Annotated in this window: 15 protein-coding genes; 9 read left to right on the top strand and 6 right to left on the bottom strand. The window is 65.3% G+C overall.

The window, feature by feature from the left end; all coding sequences use genetic code 11:
* Positions 1 to 117: 117 nt before the first annotated feature.
* The 3 genes from CAFEA_RS09920 to CAFEA_RS09910 are packed head-to-tail and all read right to left on the bottom strand — an operon-like array spanning position 118 to position 3,336.
* On the bottom strand, positions 118 to 1,884 hold the full coding sequence (locus CAFEA_RS09920; protein ID WP_063937022.1) for a pyruvate dehydrogenase: 1,767 nt from the start codon (positions 1,882 to 1,884) through the stop codon (positions 118 to 120).
* Between the two features lie 58 nt (positions 1,885 to 1,942).
* Complete coding sequence (locus CAFEA_RS09915) at positions 1,943 to 3,088, bottom strand: alpha/beta hydrolase (protein WP_063937023.1); 1,146 nt, start codon at positions 3,086 to 3,088, stop codon at positions 1,943 to 1,945.
* Positions 3,085 to 3,336, bottom strand: a complete 252-nt coding sequence (locus CAFEA_RS09910; protein WP_063937024.1) for a hypothetical protein — start codon at positions 3,334 to 3,336, stop codon at positions 3,085 to 3,087. The genes CAFEA_RS09915 and CAFEA_RS09910 overlap by 4 nt, the downstream gene beginning before the upstream one ends.
* Positions 3,337 to 3,427: 91 nt before the next feature.
* Here CAFEA_RS09910 and CAFEA_RS09905 point away from each other — a divergent pair, with 91 nt between their 5' ends.
* Positions 3,428 to 4,258 (top strand): carbon-nitrogen hydrolase family protein, encoded by an 831-nt coding sequence (locus CAFEA_RS09905; protein WP_063937025.1) that lies wholly within the window; start codon positions 3,428 to 3,430, stop codon positions 4,256 to 4,258.
* Here the strand turns inward: CAFEA_RS09905 and CAFEA_RS09900 are convergent.
* On the bottom strand, positions 4,248 to 5,270 hold the full coding sequence (locus CAFEA_RS09900; protein ID WP_063937026.1) for a ferredoxin reductase domain-containing protein: 1,023 nt from the start codon (positions 5,268 to 5,270) through the stop codon (positions 4,248 to 4,250). The genes CAFEA_RS09905 and CAFEA_RS09900 overlap by 11 nt on opposite strands.
* Positions 5,271 to 5,350: 80 nt before the next feature.
* Between CAFEA_RS09900 and CAFEA_RS09895 the strand changes: the two genes are divergently transcribed.
* Positions 5,351 to 6,679, top strand: coding sequence for a sodium/glutamate symporter (locus tag CAFEA_RS09895; RefSeq protein ID WP_063937027.1), 1,329 nt, complete (start codon positions 5,351 to 5,353; stop codon positions 6,677 to 6,679).
* Between the two features lie 897 nt (positions 6,680 to 7,576).
* Here CAFEA_RS09895 and CAFEA_RS09890 read toward each other — a convergent pair.
* Positions 7,577 to 8,755, bottom strand: coding sequence for an IS1249 family transposase (locus CAFEA_RS09890; RefSeq protein ID WP_063937531.1), 1,179 nt, complete (start codon positions 8,753 to 8,755; stop codon positions 7,577 to 7,579).
* Positions 8,756 to 9,118: 363 nt separating this feature from the next.
* On the opposite strand from CAFEA_RS09890, the gene clpB reads away from it, so the two are divergent.
* Complete coding sequence (gene clpB / locus CAFEA_RS09885; RefSeq protein WP_063938964.1) at positions 9,119 to 11,665, top strand: ATP-dependent chaperone ClpB; 2,547 nt, start codon at positions 9,119 to 9,121, stop codon at positions 11,663 to 11,665.
* Between the two features lie 11 nt (positions 11,666 to 11,676).
* On the top strand, positions 11,677 to 12,471 hold the full coding sequence (gene panC, locus CAFEA_RS09880) for a pantoate--beta-alanine ligase (RefSeq protein ID WP_063938963.1): 795 nt from the start codon (positions 11,677 to 11,679) through the stop codon (positions 12,469 to 12,471).
* A gap of 170 nt (positions 12,472 to 12,641) precedes the next feature.
* Here panC and panB read toward each other — a convergent pair whose 3' ends face one another.
* A complete protein-coding gene (gene panB, locus CAFEA_RS09875) occupies positions 12,642 to 13,460 on the bottom strand; it encodes a 3-methyl-2-oxobutanoate hydroxymethyltransferase (protein ID WP_063938962.1) in 819 nt (272 codons plus the stop codon).
* A gap of 70 nt (positions 13,461 to 13,530) precedes the next feature.
* Here panB and CAFEA_RS09870 point away from each other — a divergent pair, with 70 nt between their 5' ends.
* Genes CAFEA_RS09870 through CAFEA_RS09850 form a run of 5 tightly spaced genes read left to right on the top strand, consistent with a single transcriptional unit; the run spans position 13,531 to position 16,951 of the window.
* Complete coding sequence (locus tag CAFEA_RS09870; protein ID WP_035000158.1) at positions 13,531 to 13,953, top strand: DUF4265 domain-containing protein; 423 nt, start codon at positions 13,531 to 13,533, stop codon at positions 13,951 to 13,953.
* Between the two features lie 21 nt (positions 13,954 to 13,974).
* Positions 13,975 to 14,817, top strand: coding sequence for a sulfurtransferase (locus tag CAFEA_RS09865; protein WP_063938961.1), 843 nt, complete (start codon positions 13,975 to 13,977; stop codon positions 14,815 to 14,817).
* Between the two features lie 29 nt (positions 14,818 to 14,846).
* A complete protein-coding gene (locus CAFEA_RS09860) occupies positions 14,847 to 15,746 on the top strand; it encodes a TtfA family protein (RefSeq protein WP_076589923.1) in 900 nt (299 codons plus the stop codon).
* Positions 15,747 to 15,750: 4 nt separating this feature from the next.
* Positions 15,751 to 16,278 (top strand): orotate phosphoribosyltransferase, encoded by a 528-nt coding sequence (gene pyrE / locus CAFEA_RS09855; protein WP_063938960.1) that lies wholly within the window; start codon positions 15,751 to 15,753, stop codon positions 16,276 to 16,278.
* Positions 16,279 to 16,288: 10 nt separating this feature from the next.
* The gene (locus tag CAFEA_RS09850) at positions 16,289 to 16,951 is read left to right on the top strand and encodes a TrmH family RNA methyltransferase (protein ID WP_253705042.1); all 663 of its coding nucleotides are present in this window, start codon (positions 16,289 to 16,291) and stop codon (positions 16,949 to 16,951) included.
* Positions 16,952 to 16,953: the final 2 nt, after the last annotated feature.

Genomic DNA, 16,953 nt, shown 5'->3' with positions numbered 1-16,953 from the left:
TGTGCTTAGAAAATTCGAAACGCTTCCTAGCCATGGAAGGCTAGGGGCCTTTTGAAAGCCTCCACAACACTACATACGCCGATGTGTTTTCGCATTGAGGAGGCTACCGAGCCGAACTTAGCCGCCGAACTCGATGGCCGCGGCGCCGCCGATGTGGCGGAGGTTGGACTTAGCCAGGTTGAACAGGCGGCCAACGCCACCTTCGAGGAAAGCGGTGCGGGCGCCGGACTTGGTGAAGCCCTTCATCATGTCCCAGGTGATTCCCGGCGGCAGCGACAGCGCCTCCGGGTCGGTGACGATGTCCACGAGCACCGGGCCGTCGTAGGCCAGGGCCTCCTTGAGCACGGGCTCGAGGTCGTCCGGGTCCTCGATGCGGAAGGACTTGATGCCCACACCCTTGGCAATCTCGGCGTAGTTGGCCTGCTCGTGGTCGGTGCCGAAGTACGGCATGCCAGCCACCAGCATCTCCAGCTTCACCATGCCCAGCGAGGAGTTGTTGAAGCAGATCACCTTCACCGGCAGCTGGTGCAGCTTGATGGTGAGCAGCTCACCCATGAGCATGCCCAACCCGCCGTCGCCGGACCAGGAGATGACCTGGCGGTCGGGGTATGCCGCTTGCACGCCGATTGCCATCGGCAGGGCGTTGGCCATGGTGCCGTGAAGGAACGATGCGGCCTCGTCGCGCTTGCCGTTCGGGGTGAGGTAGCGCGAGGACCACACGTTGCACATGCCGGTGTCGACGGTGAAGTACGCGTCGTCGTCCGCGAGCTCGTCCAGCACGGATGCGGCGAGCTCCGGGTGGATCGGCTTCTTGGACTCGAAGGCCTTGGAGGTGTAGCTCTTCACCACGTGGTCCAGCAGCTGGTAGTGGCGCTTGAGCATCTTGTCCAAGAACCCGCGGTCGGTCTTCTCCTCGATGTGCGGGAGGATGTTCTCGATGACGCTTTTCACGTCGCCGACGACCGGGTAGTCCACAGTGGTGCGGCGGCCGATGTGGGTGCCGTCGATGTCGATCTGCGCGACGTTCTCGTCGGGCAGCCAGTCGGTGTACGGGAAGTCGGTGCCGACCATGATGAATAGGTCGGACTCTTCCATCGCGTCCACGCAAGCGCCGTAGCCGAGCAGGCCGGACATGCCTACGTCGTACGGGTTGTCGTACTCGAAGTACATCTTGCCGCGGAAGGAGTGGCCGATCGGGGACTTGATCTTCTCCGCCAGGGCGAAGACCTCGTCGCGGGCGTCGCGTGCGCCGTAGCCGCAGAACAGGGTGACCTTGTCGGCCTTGTTAATCGCCTCCACCAGGCGGGCGGCCTCGTGCGGGTCCGGGTAGACGCGCTTGTTTTTGCCGGTGGCGTAGACGGAGTCCGCGGTGTGCGGGCCCTCGGCGGTGTCGGCGGCGAAGATGTCGCCAGGCACGACCATCACGGACACGCCGTTGCCTGCCAAGGTGTTCTGCAAGGCGTTGTGCAGCACGCGCATGCCCTGGTCCGCCTCGTGGACTAACTCGCAGTAGGAGGAGCACTCCTGGAACAGAAGCTCCGGGTGGGTCTCCTGGAAGAAGGAGGAGCCGATCTCCATGGTGGGGATGTGCGACGCAACGGCCAGCAGCTTCGCGCCGTTGCGGTGCGCCTCGAACAGGCCCTGGACGAAGTGGGTGTTGCCCGGGCCGCAGGATGCGCCACAGACGGCGAGCTCGTCGGCGGCCAGGGAATCGGCACCGGCGGCGAACGCGGCTGCCTCCTCATTGCGTACGTGCACCCATTCGATGTCGCTCTGGCGCACGGCGTCGGACAGCGGGTTGAGCGAGTCGCCCACCAGGCCGTAAATACGCTTGACGCCTAGGTCCTCTAGGCGCTTGACTACTTGCTCTGCGAAATTGGGCATTGCCTACCTACATCTCCTGTTTAGTCGTTTCATTCAACGTGCGCCATGGTAACGACTTTTACGCAGCTGGGTCCGAGCGCTGTTGTAAAGCCGACAGAAATGTGGGGTCTGTGAAGTAGTCGGTGTGCCCGCCCCTGACTCCCAGCACACGCTCGCCGCCCCACCCGATGTACGACGGCGACGAGCCGATCGCCGCCGTCGGACCGGAGCGCAACAACAGGATCGGGTCTTCGGGGGAATCCACCACGTGCACCGTCGCTTCGGGCCCAGCCAGGGTCAGCTTCGAGACGTGCTCGCCCGAGACGCCTGCGCTGCCCAGGATCCACAGGTCGTCTGCAAGCAACCCGTGCTGGTGCGCCGCCTTCGTGGCTAAGAGCGAGCCGTAGCTGTGGGAGACCACGGTCTTCTGTGCGTCGGGGAAGCGCTCCTCCAACGCGGCCTGGAACATTGCAAGGTCGTCCGCGCCGGCGTGGGCGCGGTGGGGCGAGGCTGCGTCCGTGAGCAGCGGGGGAGGGGCGTAGCCCTGCCACACCACCACGGCGGCCCCGGTCTTTTCTGACAACATCTGGGCTTTCTCCAGCTCGCCCGGCAGCTTCGAGGGTGTGCCGGTGGTTGCACCCGCGACCATGGTGATCACGCGTGAGGGGTCCACCGCGTCGCCGACCAGGACCGTGGTCGCAGTCGGACCGGCCTCGAGGATCACGCCGCCAGCGTCTTCCACCGCTGCCATCGTGGACGCTGGCACCGTCTGTGCGTGCCGGGCGTGCAACGATTCGAAGGACTCGTCCGGGTGATCGAACAGCGGGTCGTAGTCCTGCTCCTTGCCGGCTGCACCCAACAGGGTCCGTGACAGCCTCAGATCCAGCATCATGGACATGCCGTTGAGCCACAGCACGACGCGTGAATGGGCGGTGACGCCGATGAACTCGGCGGCCTCGTCCAACTGCTGCTGCAAACCGGCGGCGGCGAGCAAGGCCACCGACGCCTGCTCCAGCCGCACAGCACTGGCGGCAAGCGCCGCGTTGTAGCTGGCTAGCCTTGCAGCAGACGCTTCGAACGCGGGTCCGCGGAACCCTGAATCCGCAATGACGGCGGCTGAATACGGCGCGTGTTCCGCGCGCTCCCGCGCACCGGCTGCTGCCAATTTGGTGGCGGCTGCCGCGGCGAACAATTCGGATGTGGACAGTGCTGGTTTGTACGTCACGGCGTGAGCTCCTTGCCCAAGCGGGTGTCCGTCTGCTCCACTTTGGACGCAAATGCGGCGACGTCGTGGAGGTGGGTGTCCAGGCGGGACGTGACATCGTCGACAAGCAAATGCTCAACGTCCTGCAACGATGTGAGCGCGGACGCGGAGCGCGAGGGATTTAAGTGGGCGGCGGGAAGGGCGGTGAAGCTGCGGATGCAGCTGCGGGCGGCGGGTGCGGTGTCTGTGGTCAGTTGAAGAAATGTCATGCAACGAACCATCCGCGAACGCAACAGTCGACGCAATACCCCAATCCAAATCTGTGGATAACTCCCCCGAGACGCACCTAGAGTTATCCACATGAAGATCGCGCTATTGCAAATTGCCGCCGGCGGCGACAAGATGGAAAATTTGTCCGCCATCGAACCGCGTATCCGCGACGCCGCCGCCCAAGGCGCCACGCTGATCGTTTTGCCCGAGGCCACCAGCCAGGCGTTCGGGCAGGGGCGGCTGGATACGCAGGCAGAGGAACTGGACGGTCCGTTCGCCACAGGGCTGAAAAAGCTTAGCGACGAGCTCCGCGTCACCATCGTCGCCGGCATGTTCCGCCCCGCAGACACGAACACCGTGGACGGCAAGCAGTACAACCGCGTCTACAACACCACGCTGATCACCGGCGGCGGGGCGCATAAGGGATACGACAAGATCCACACGTACGACGCCTTCAACTACAAGGAATCGGACACGGTGCGCCCCGGCGACAAGCTGGTCACGTTTGAACACGACGGCGTGACCGTGGGAGTGGCAACCTGCTTCGACATCCGCTTCCCAGAGCAGTTCCAGGCGCTCGCTCAACGGGGCGCGAAAGTGGTTGTGGTGCCCACGAGCTGGGCGGATGGGCCGGGCAAGGTGGAGCAGTGGCGCATCCTCACCGTCGCGCGTGCGCTGGATGCCGGGGTGTTCGTCGCGGCCGCTGGCCAGGCTCGCCCGGACTTCGAGACCAAGGCCGGGGAGCCTTCAGGGCCCACTGGCGCGGGCCACTCTGTGGTGGTGGGGCCGACGGGCCAGCGGCTTGCGGAGGCCGGCTACGGGCCAGAAACGCTAGTGGTGGAAATCGACCCGGCGGACGCCACCGAGGCGCGCAAGGAGCTGCCGCTGGCGGAGATTCGGGAGCACAGCGCTATTCGCTGAACCACTCCGGCACCGCATCGGGGGCGACGGTCTGCACGTCTTGCGCCCCGGCGACCTCCAGTGCAGCGGCCAGGCTCACCGCCCGCTCCTGCTGCGCACACACGATCACCTCGCGGCCCCACCACATGCCGACGCCAGAGGCCACCTGCTCCAGCGATGCCCCCACACGCGACTCTGCAACCCACGTAATATCCAGCCAGTTTTGGGCCTTGGCCAGCGCATCCAGCGCAGCAGTGTCGTACCACTCGCCGGGCTCTCGCGCGCCGACGACCAGGTGCACCTCCGGCGGATCGGGCTGCTCTAGGCAGTGGAACACCAGCGCCTTCGCCGCAGCGATACCGCCCTCGGCGGCAACCAGGAGCAGTTGCTTGTCCACAACCTCCCGCAGCCCACCGCGCGCCGCCCCCAACGTCAACCAGTCGCCCGGCTCCAACGGAATGCCGCCGGGTACGTGGAACTCCAGCTGCCCGAGCGGATTGGACGGCAGCGCCGGGACTAAGCCGGTCCACTCGCCGGGACGCTTCGGCGACATCACGGGGATGACCTGGCCGGGGGAGTACGGCACCGGCGTGCCGGCCTCCAGGCGCACCACCTGCACCTCGCCGTGGTCCGCCACGCTGGTGACCTGGGCGGCGGTGGCGGCGGGTACGCCGGCGTAGTCGGCCTGGGAGGCGGCATCGCGCATGAGCTCGGCCGCGTCGGATAGGGCGGTGCGGTCGGCTTCGGCGTCCGCGCCTTCGTCGATAAGCATCTGCACAGCGTTGGGGTACTCCTCAGCCGGAAACCCTGTGCGGCGCAGATCCAGCGCCAGCGCTTTGAGCTCGTCGCGGACTTCCTCGGCGGGGCGTTCGAGCACGGCGAGGGCGGCGCGTAAAAGCAGCGGCGGCATCTCGTCTCCAGGTGGCAGCATCATTTCCGCCTGCGGGTACGCCTGGGAGAAGCGGGCGCGCCACGCGCGGCTGACCTGCGGGCCGTGGGTGCGCAACGTCTGCGAAAAGGGGACGGAAGGCATGAAAACAGGCTACCTAGCGGCTGTGGGCTAAAGTTGCACCCGGTTTAAATGTGATAAGTGGATAGAAAAGAGGTGCTGCGGTGGAATTCACCCCGTATACGCTGCTCACGGACATCGGCTGGATCTCGGTCCTGCTCATCGTCGGCAATATTCTGCGCAACCGGCTGAAGGTGCTGCAGGCGCTGCTGCTGCCCGCCCCGATCACCGCAGGTCTGCTCGGCCTGCTGCTGGGCGACGAGGTGCTGGGCGTGATCCATTGGTCTGACCAAGTGGGCACGTACACCACGCTGTTGATCGCAGTGGTGTTCGCCTCCATGGCGTACTCGATGGAGCTCGGCGGCTCCGTCGCCTCCGGTGCCCGCAACATGTGGGGCTATTCCACCGCCATGTTCATGGGCCAGTGGGGCCTGTTCATCCTGCTCGGCCTGTATGTCTTTGCGCCGGTGTTCGGCACCGAGCCGTGGTTCGGCATGATGCTGCCGGTCGGCTTCATCGGCGGCTTCGGCACCGCGGCGGCCGTGGGCTCCGCACTCGAGGAAATCGGCGTGGAAGGGGCCTCCTCCATCGGCTTCACCTCGGCCACCGTGGGCACCCTGGTTGCCATCGTCGGCGGTGTGATCATGGCCAACTGGGGCATCCGCAAGGGCAAGTCGTCCCAGCTCGCCGGCACGCTGCCTGACGACCTGCGCACCGGCTACATTCACAACGAAGACGAGCGCCCCTCCATCGGCAAGGCCACCACTAACCCCTCGTCCATCGAGCCGCTGGCGCTGCACGCCGGCTTCATCGCGTTCACCGTGCTCATCGCGTACATGGTCAACAGTTTGATCAAGGACCAGTGGTCGAACGTGTCCATCCCGCTGTTCGCCATGGCATTCGTTATCGGGCTCATCGGCCGCCTGGTGCTCAAGCTCGTCGGGCGCCCGAACTACCTGGACAGCTCCACCATCAGCTCCGTTTCCGGCGCCGCCACGGACTACATGATCGCCTTCGGCATCGCCTCCATCGTGCCCGCAGCACTGGCGGGCTACTGGCAGGCGCTCGTGCTCATCTTCGTGCTGGGCACCCTGTTCTGCGTGGTGTGGATGTTCTGGGCCGGCCCGACTTTCTTCGGCGAGAAGTGGCTCGAGCGCGGCCTGTTCGGCTGGGGCTGGGCCACCGCCGCCGTGGCCACCGGCATCGCGCTGCTGAAGATGGTGGACCCGAAGCTGAAGTCCGGCACGCTCAACGAGTACGGCGTGGCCTACGTCGGTTTCGCCCCGTTCGAGATCGGCACGACCATCATTGCGCCGATCGCGGTGATCGCCGGCTTTACCGCGATCTTCGGCTGGATCGCGTTCGCGATCGCGGTCGGGGTGGTCGTGCTGGCTTACGTGATGAAGTGGATACCGGCCAAGAGATCGTCGTAAAGCTTGATGCTTATCACGGGCGGTTACGTAGCGCGGTAGGAATGTACTGCTGCCCTGCAAGCCAGGAAGCTGCTGCAGGGTTTAGCGAATTCATCAATCGGAGGCAGACCCTGTGGTACCGCAAGAGCTCCCTGGAATCGAGTAGCGGTTCCAAGTGGCTCGCCCGGTTTCGAGCGAATCGCACTGTGTTTGCCCACCGATAGATGACTGAATGATTTGCGTATCGGAATGGAGAACCTGCCCTCGCATTAAAAGCGTTGCTCAGCGCCTCATTCCAGAGCCTCATCCTTGGGTTGTTGGGGGACGACACTTGAGGCTGAGGGAGTAAGAAGAGCCATGCCCCGAAGGGAAGCGCTGCTACAAGATCGTCATGCGTGGGGTTAGTTTTCCTGGCGGAGCCATCCTCTCCGAGTAATGCAGGCGCAGCTTTCTTCCATAAAGGTTGCCTGTTGGTTGGCGAGATAATTTGCTTGAGTTTGGGTGCGGGGTCTATCAACCAATCTCGTGAATAGGAGCTTGACCTACCTGGCTCGTGTACAGGCTCAGTTTCGTTCCAGCTTTGGAGCCTCGTGTCGATGCTGTTTCGCAGCTGCACTTCAACAATTCCGGTTGTGGCAGTGACGGCACCGGCCATCGTAATGTTCCATAAGTACAGCTTCAGCGCCTTTGCTTCGGATCCTCCTGCAGCAGCCCGGTAGGTGTCGAACCGTGCATCGGACAAGGCATTGGTGATTGCTGAGATAGTTTGCGCCTGCACGGTGCCATGTATACACTTTCAGGTACAAGACGGGTTAAAATCCGGTATCAATAAGAATCCCCGCTGGGCATCACGCCCAGCGGGTTTCTTTTTAAGGGTTAAACGACAAAAAGTGTGTCTGATTCAGCGTGTCGTGGGGGTTAGATTTGGCCTTTTTGGATGCCGATTGAGTGTGTGTAGTTGGTGTCGATAGCGTTGTCGTAGAGGGCTGGTCGTCCGGTTTCGTGGTCGGCTTCGTTCTCGTTTCGGGTCAGGGTGGATACTTTGGCGAGTTGGCCCTGGCCCCAGTCGGACTGACTGGCGATTCGTACTGGATCGTCAGGCAGTTCCGTTTTCAAATAGAGCCACCAATCCAGCATGCGGCGTTGTCGTTCACCTGATCTGCCGCGGTGTGTTCTGGCGAGCAGTTTGAGCTGGGCGTTGATGCCGCCTTCCAGGCTGTTGGTGGTGGATTTGATCCACTCTGGTTGAAGTACTGCTTTTGGCGGGTTGAGGTAGACAAACAGCATCTCGGACCGCCAAAGATGGTTGAGGCTGTTGTATGCCTTGCGCACGTTGTGATGCGTCCACACGCGGGTCCATGCACCGGTTTTGGGATCTTTGACCAGGGTTTTCTCGTCCATCCATGACCGGTAGAGCGTGGAGAACTCGTGCAGCTGCGCACCCCATGCAGCGGCTTCATCCAGCGTGGTGATCCGGGTCAGCTTCAGCGCAAGTCGGTAGATGGTGCGCCCGGCATCGGTGCGTGGGTTACTGGTGGTGTAGCGGCGTACCACGCGTTGGGCGTGGACGAGGCAGCGTTGAATTTTCGTAGTCGGCCAGCACTTTTTGATCGCGCTGTATGCGCCTTGGCCGCCGTCGATGACGGCGATGAGTGGGGCTTCGATGCGCTCAAGCAGCAGTTGGTAGTCGCGGGTGGTTTCGTGTTTGCACCAGTGCCAGGCAATCACGTGGTCGATCGTCGCCGCGACGATCAAGCAGCCGCCAGCGGTGTAGGTGCCGTCAAGGAAGATCTGGTCGTAGACCCGCTTGTCGTGGCCGGCGGTGGGGTCAGGCACATCAACGAACCAGAACGGTTCGAATCGACGTTGCATCGTGCGCGGTGAGCACCCCACACGGCGGGCAACGGTATCGAGGCTGGCGCCGGTGGTGAGGTGGTCGATGAAGACGGTGAACGCCGCCGCGTTGGTGATGTCGCTTCTGCGTTTCACGCTGGAGGCGCCGCATCGTTTGCAGCGCCACCTGGTGGTGCCTTTGCTAGTGGTGCCGTTTCGTTTCATTTCTCCGCCGCAGTGGCAGCGTGGTTGGTTCTTTGACATTGCGACACCACACCACGCCGCACATAGCACATCACGGCAGCCACACCGAGGATTGAACGCTCGAGACCTAAATATATGCCCCCGAAGCATATATTTCCCTGAAACCTACAGGTCAAACCCTGAAAATCGTCGATTCCAGACACACTTTTTGTCGTTTAACCCCTTTTTAACCCTTAACCCACCCTGACCGGTACCCGGTCTTTGCGCCTCGACCTCTGAGACACCCTCCACTGGACTCTTATAGTCCTGCCCCATTTGAGCTAACCCCGCGCAACTTTTTTGCCGTTGACAGGAACAGACTCAACTTCTTGTGCGTTACACCTAGTGCGAAACAAACATTAGGCAAGAAAGGACCATGGGATCATGGCGAACAAGTACACGCAGAAGACACAGGAGGCCCTGCAGCAGGCGCAGATGCGCGCCTCCGCCGCCGGCAACCCGGAGATGCGCCCGGCACACGTTCTCGAAGCGCTTTTGAAGCAGGAGGACGGCATCGCCGCCCCGGTGCTCAAGACCACGGGCGTGGACCCGGAGACAGTCGCGCGCGAGGCCGGCGAGCTGATTAGCGGCTACCCCAGCGCACAGGGGCAGAACATGGCCAACCCGGGCATCAACCGGGATCTGCAGACGGCACTGCAGCACGCGCAGGATCTCGCGGGCGAGCTTGGCGACGAGTTCGTTTCCGCCGACGTCCTTTTGGCAAGCATTGCGAAGGGAAACGACGACGCCGCTGAGCTTTTGACCAAGCGCGGCGCCACCTTCGACGCGCTGAAGGAGGCCTTCTCCTCGGTGCGCGGCGGAAAGACCGTCACCTCCGACAACCCGGAGGACCAGTTCCAGGCGCTGGCGAAGTACTCCACCGACCTGACCGCACGTGCGCGCGAGGGCAAGATCGACCCGGTGATCGGGCGCGATTCGGAGATCCGCCGTGTGGTGCAGGTGCTTTCCCGCCGCACGAAGAACAACCCGGTGCTCATCGGTGAGCCGGGCGTCGGTAAGACTGCGATCGTCGAGGGCTTGGCCCGCCGCATTGTGGCCGGCGACGTTCCGGAGTCGCTCAAGGGCAAGACGCTGATCTCGCTGGATCTGGGCTCCATGGTCGCCGGCGCGAAGTTCCGCGGCGAGTTCGAGGAACGCCTGAAGGCCGTCCTGGACGAGATTAAGGAGTCCAACGGGCAGATCATCACGTTCATCGACGAGCTGCACACCATCGTCGGTGCCGGTGCGTCCGGCGATTCCGCGATGGATGCCGGCAACATGATCAAGCCGCTGCTCGCCCGCGGTGAGCTGCGCCTGGTCGGCGCGACCACGCTGGACGAGTACCGCCAGTACATCGAGAAGGACGCCGCCTTAGAGCGCCGCTTCCAGCAGGTGTACGTGGGCGAGCCGACGGTGGAGGACACCATCGGCATCCTGCGCGGGTTGAAGGAACGCTACGAGGTGCACCACGGTGTGCGCATCCAGGACTCCGCGTTGGTGTCGGCGGCGGAGCTGTCCAACCGCTACATCACCAACCGCTTCCTGCCGGACAAGGCCATCGACCTGGTCGACGAGGCCGGCTCGCGCCTGCGCATGCAGATCGACTCCTCCCCGCAGGAGATCGACGAACTCGAGCGCATCGTGCGCCGCCTGGAGATCGAGGAGATCGCCCTGCAGAAGGAGTCCGACGCCGCTTCCGCGCAGCGCCTGGAGCACCTGCGCGAGGAGCTCGCGGACCAGCGCGAGCGCCTCGGCGAGATGAAGGCGCGCTGGGAGAACGAGAAGGCGGAGGTGAACAAGGTCCAGTCCGCGAAGGAGGAGCTCGAGCGCCTGCGCAACGAGTCCGAGATCGCGGAGCGCGAGGGCGACTACGCCAAGGTTTCCGAGCTGCGCTACGGCCGCATCCCGGAACTCGAGGCCGAGGTTGCGCGCGCGGAATCCGAGGCCAGCAACAAGACCATGCTGGAAGAGGAGGTCACACCGGACATCATCGCGGACGTCGTGTCTTCCTGGACCGGCATCCCGGCCGGCAAGATGATGCAGGGCGAGACGGAAAAGCTGCTGAACATGGAGTCCGTGCTCGGCGAGCGCGTCGTGGGCCAGAATGAAGCCGTCGTCGCGGTCTCCGACGCGGTGCGCCGCTCCCGTGCCGGTGTGGCTGACCCGAACCGCCCGATCGGCTCCTTCCTCTTCCTCGGACCCACCGGCGTGGGTAAGACGGAGCTGGCCAAGTCGCTCTCGGAGTTCCTCTTCGACGACGAAGCGGCCATGATCCGCATCGACATGTCCGAGTACGGCGAGAAGCACTCCGTCGCCCGCCTGGTCGGCGCCCCTCCGGGATACGTCGGCTTCGATGCCGGCGGCCAGCTTACCGAGGCCGTGCGCCGTCGCCCGTACTCGCTCGTGCTTTTCGACGAGGTCGAGAAAGCGCACCCGGACGTCTTCGACGTGCTCCTGCAGGTCCTGGACGACGGGCGCCTCACCGACGGCCAGGGCAGGACGGTGGATTTCCGCAACACCGTGGTCATCCTCACCTCCAACCTGGGCGCCGGCGGCAACCGCGAGCAGATCATGAACGCGGTGAAGCACCACTTCAAGCCGGAGTTCATCAACCGTCTCGACGACGTGGTGGTCTTCGACCCGCTGAGCCAGGACCAGCTCGTCGGCATCGTGGACATCCAGCTTGAGGGTCTGGCCGAGCGCCTCGCCGCCCGCCGTCTCGTGCTGGACGTGTCGGATTCCGCGAAGTCCTGGCTGGCCGAGCGCGGCTACGACCCGGCCTACGGTGCCCGCCCGCTGCGCCGCCTGATCCAGCAGGCCATCGGCGACCGCCTGGCCAAGAAGCTGCTGGCGGGTGAGATCGTCGACGGCGACACCGTCCACGTGGACGTCGCTGACGAAGGCGAGGGCCTGGACGTTGCCGCGAGGTAGATAATGGGCGTATGACCCAACTCGTGCATACCCCGGAAGCGCTGGCTACGGCGCTTCCGGCCGGCCCCATCTCCCTCGTTCCCACCATGGGTGCGCTGCATAGCGGCCACCTCGCCCTCGTCCGCGCCGCCAAAGCGCTGGGCAATCCCGTGGTGGTGAGCATCTTTGTCAACCCGCTGCAGTTCGCGCCGGGCGAGGATTTGGAGAAGTATCCGCGGACGTTGGCTGAGGACGTCGCCAAGCTTGAGGCCCTCGGCGTCGACGCTGTCTTCGCGCCTTCCGCCGAGACGATGTACCCGCACGGCCCGCGCACGACGATCCAACCCGGTCCGCTCGGCGGGGTGTTGGAGGGCGCGACCCGGCCGACGCACTTCGCGGGCGTGCTCACGGTGGTGGCGAAGCTGTTCGCGCTGACCGGCGCCTCGGACGCGCTTTTCGGCGAGAAGGACTACCAGCAGCTCGCGCTGATCCGGCAGATGGTCGATGACCTGCACCTTCCCGTGCGAATCCACGGCTGCCCGATCGTGCGCGACACCGACGGCCTCGCGCTATCCTCGCGCAACCGATACCTCTCCGCCGAGGAGCGCACAGTTGCCCTCGCTATCCCGCGGGCGCTGGCCACCGGCAGCTTCGCCGAAGCGCGCTCGCTTCTCGACGCCACCGAAGGACTCCACCTCGACTACCTCGTTGCCACCGCCGAGGACATGTCCGCGCTGCCCGACGGATACACGGGGTCGGCGCGCCTGCTCGTGGCGGCGAAGGTCGGATCGACGAGGCTGCTGGACAACGCCCCGATCGAGCTCTAACGCGGCGGCGCGCTCCCGCTGCATCACCGCTGCATCACGCCACGCCACTTCCGCCCGCCTCGATCCGCAAACCCTGGGATCCTCAGCCTGGGAGCGGCAGATTTTTGCGCGAACCCAGGGTAAGCCTCCCAGGGTCTGTGCAAAGTAGCGCCGACCGCCCCCGCGCCCGCCTAGAACGCGTGCTCCGGCCCTGGGAACTCCCCGGTGTGCACTGCGCGCTTGTAGTCGGCGGCCGCGGCGGCCAGATCCGTGCCCACCGAGCCGAACTTCCGCACGAATTTCGCGCGGTGGTCGCCGGCGGGGATGTCCGCCATGTCGTGCCAGACCAGCACTTGGGCATCAGTGCCTGCACCTGCGCCGATGCCGACGGTCGGGACGGGGCACGAGGCGGTCAGTTCCGCCGCTAAGTCCGCGGGGACCATTTCGAAGACCACCATGTCGGCGCCGGCTTGGACGACCGCGTTGACGTCGTCACGCAGCTGATCGGCCCCGGCGTCGCGGCCCTGGACCTTGAACCCGCTCAGGTTGTCCACGGACTGCGGGGTGAAGCCGACGTGGGCGCACACCGCCAGACCGGCGTTTTTCAGCGCACGGATGCGCGGGGCGATCCGCACGCCTCCCTCCAGCTTCACCATGTGGGCGCCGGTGCGGCTGATCAGGCTGGTGGCGGTGCGGACGCATTGCTCGTCGCTGGCCTCGTAGCTCCCGAACGGCAGGTCCATGATCACCAGCGCATGGCCCACGCCGCGCACGACGGCCGCGCCGAGGAACGCCATCTCGTCCACGGAGACCTGGTTTGTGGTGTCGTAGCCGTAGACCACGTTGGCTGCGGAGTCGCCGACCAGGAGGCACTCGATGCCGGCCTGGGAAAACACCCTCGCGGTGGCGTAGTCGTACGCGGTGAGCATCGCCCACTTCTCGCCGTCGGCTTTCTTGCGCGCGAAGTCCGCGACGCGCACTTTCTTGGTGGGGGCTAGGTATCCAGTCACGCATGCAGTCTAGGCCAGCGGCAATCGGCAAAATCCCAAATCAGCACCGGAAGGGTTTAGACTGCCCTGCATGCAGGCAACCACCACCATCCTCACCCGCGTTGCAATCCCGGGCGTTGAGAGCGAGCAGCTGCAGGCGCACCAGATTGGGCAGAATCATTTTGTGGTGGCGAGCGTTCCGTTCGTGGATACGACGCTCGCGATGGGCGACATCGTTGAGTGCGTGACGGTGGGTGGGGCGTTCCATGTGGATCGGGTGGTGGTGCGTGGCGGCGCATCGACGGTGCGTGTGCTGCCGGAGGATCCGGAGGGCCTGGACCCTGATGAGATCGCCGGAACCTTGCTGGCGTTCGGTTGCCGGGTGGAGCTCGGCCCGGGCGGCATGCTTGCGGCCAGCATCGGCGCGGACTGTCCGCGTGAGGGGATCACCGAGTGGCTCAGCGGTCTGGAGGAGCAGGGCACAATCCAGCTCGCTCCTGGGTACATGGCGTAGAACACCGTTACACTTGCGGCCATGAGCGTGTTTGTCTCCGCCGCTGAACTCAACGAACGCATCCAGACTGGCCAAAAACAGACCATTATCGCCGCGCTGTGGGAGCCGAAAGACGGCAAAGCGTGGTCCAAATTCCAATCGGAGCACATCCCGACGGCGCTGTACTGCGACCCTTCGGTGCAGCTTGCCGGCTTGCCCGGCCGTGCGGTGGGCCGCAACCCGCTGCCCAGCATTGACGTTGTCAGGAAAGCGGCCGCGGGCTGGGGCATCGAGGACGGCCGCCCGGTGTACATCTACGACGGTGGCAACGGCCTGTTCGCCGCCCGCGCATGGTGGATTCTGCGCTGGGCGGGCGTGACGGACGTGCACATTCTCGACGGCGGCTTCGCCGCCTGGGACGGCGAAGGTTTCCCCACGGTCGCGGGCCCGGGAGGCATCGTCGTCCCGCGCGGCGTCGAGCTCACCGAGGGCAACTTGCCGTCCGCAACTATGGAGGACGTCAGGGCATTTGAGGGATTGCTTATCGACGCCAGAGGTGCCCGCCGTTTTCAGGGCCTCCGCGAAATCCTGGACCTGCGCGCCGGGCACATCCCGGGTGCACGGAACTTGCCGGTCAACGACCTGTTCGATCCGGAGAGCCACAAGGTGAAGGACACCGACACGATCCGCGACCGTTTCTCCCAGCTGGGCGTTACCCAGAACACGGACCCGGCCGGCGTGATCACCTACTCCGGCTCCGGCAACCACTCCGCCCTGCTGCTGGCCGCGATGGAGCACGCCGGCCTGCCGCTGCTCACCCATTACGTGGGCGGCTGGTCCCAGTGGAGCGCGAACCGCGACAACCCGGTGGCGACGGACATTTAGTGTCGGGCCGCGCGGTAGCATAGGCCGCGATGGTCATCCTGCTGTTCGTTCTCGCACTCGTGGCGCTGCTCGCCGCCGTGGCGCTGTTCGCGTCGGACTCCCGTGAGCGCAGCACGCACCCCGCCAAACCCGCCAAGCCCAGCAAGCGTGCCCGCCGCGCCTGGGCGCGTGAACACGGCTACGCGTTTGCGTCCAGCGACGACATGCTGGCCAGCGAGTGGTCGCGCGGCGCCGCCGCCGGGGGAGCGCCCGCCCGAAACGTTGCCACCGGCGCCGCCTACGGGCACGACGCGCACGTGGCGGACCTGGGTGATGCCACCGTCATCGCCATGGGCACCGGCGCCGAGACCAGCGCGGTGGTGGATTTCCGCCGCACGGATTTCGCGGCGGAAGGCTCCGACGACCTGGTGGAACTGGACACGCACCATGGGTTCACGTGTTTTGCGACGCAGGCGGGGGCGGGCCGGAGGTTCGTCGATAGGCGAGTGCTCACTGCGCTCGAACAACTTCCCGCCGCTGTGCAGGCCGTCTGGTTCGAGGGCGCGTGGGCGATTGCCCAGCTGGGCCGCGACGCCACCCCGCAAGATTGGGACGCGACGCTGGCGCCCCTGGCGCTGCTCGCGGATGCGGCCCGGACGCTGCCGCCTATCGACGACACCCCGCTGAACCTGCCATTCCCCACCCGCGAAATCCCAGGACAGGCCCCCGCGGCGGCGCAAGAGGCGGAGAACGAGCCGGTGATGCAGCGCCCGGAGGACCCCGTGGAGCTGCCGACGCGCACCACCGGCGGCGAGCGCGGCGAGGTGGCCGACCACACCATCGGCGGCGACGACGTGGAAGCTATCGCCGGCGACGAGCGCCGCGTGGTGGACCTGACCCGGGTGCGCCGCATGCAGGGCCCGAGCTCAATTTTCGACGATAAGGAGTAGAACGATGAAGGAAAAACTCGCTGATCTGGTCAAAGAGCTGGCAGTGGTGCACGGCAAGGTGACCCTGTCTTCGGGCAAGGAGGCGGACTACTACGTGGATCTGCGCCGCGCGACGCTGCATCACGAGGCCAGCCCGCTGATTGGCCAGCTGCTGCGCGAGCTCACCGACGACCTGGACTTCGACGCCGTCGGCGGCCTCACCCTGGGCGCCGACCCGGTGGCCACCGCCGTCATGCACGCCCCCGGCCGCCCGATCGACTCTTTTGTGGTGCGCAAGGAGGCGAAGAAGCACGGCATGCAGCGCCGTATCGAGGGCCCGTCCATCAAGGGCAAGCGCGTGCTGGTGGTCGAGGACACCACCACCACCGGCAACTCGCCGCTGACCGCCGTCGAGGCCTGCCGCGAGGAGGGCGCCGAGGTGGTCGCGGTGGCCACCGTCGTCGACCGGGCGACCGGCGCCGACCAGGTGCTCCGCGACGCCGGCCTGGAGTACCGTTTCCTCCTCGGACTCGAAGACCTGGGCCTTGCCTAACTTGCCTGACGTGTCCAACTCGTCCAACGAGGAGCTCCGCGGCCCCACCGAGTGGAACGAAGGCCGCCACGGCGTCGGCCCCTGGGAGGGGCAGTGGCCCGAAGGCCCCCGCTACGACCCGGAGTTTCTCCGCGACGGCGACCGCCGCAACGTCGTCGACGCGTACCGCTACTGGTCGCTGGACGCGGTCGTGGAGGACCTTGACCAGCGCCGCCACCCCTTCCACGTGGCCATCGAGAACTTCGAAAACGACATGAACATCGGCACCGTTGTGCGCACCGCCAACGCCTTTTTGGCCCGCGAGGTGCACATTGTCGGGCGCAAGCGGTGGAACCGGCGCGGCGCCATGGTCACGGACCGCTACCAGCACATCCGCCACCACGAAACCGTCGCCGACCTCATGGAATGGGCCGCCGCGGAGGCCATACCGGTGGTCGCTATCGACAACACTCCCGGCTCCATGCCGCTGGAGACCGCCGAGCTTCCCCGCGAGTGCGTCCTGCTGTTCGGCCAGGAAGGCCCGGGTGTGACCGAAGCCGCCCAGCAGGCGTCGGTGATGACCTGCTCGATCGCTCAGTTCGGCTCCACCCGCTCCATCAACGCGGGGGTGGCCGCCGGCATCGCCATGCACGCCTGGGTCCGCCAGCACGCGGACCTCTCCCAAGCCTGGTAGGG

This window comes from Corynebacterium afermentans subsp. afermentans (assembly GCF_030408355.1).
GTDB lineage: Bacteria > Actinomycetota > Actinomycetes > Mycobacteriales > Mycobacteriaceae > Corynebacterium > Corynebacterium afermentans.
This window is presented reverse-complemented; position numbering and strand designations above follow the sequence as displayed.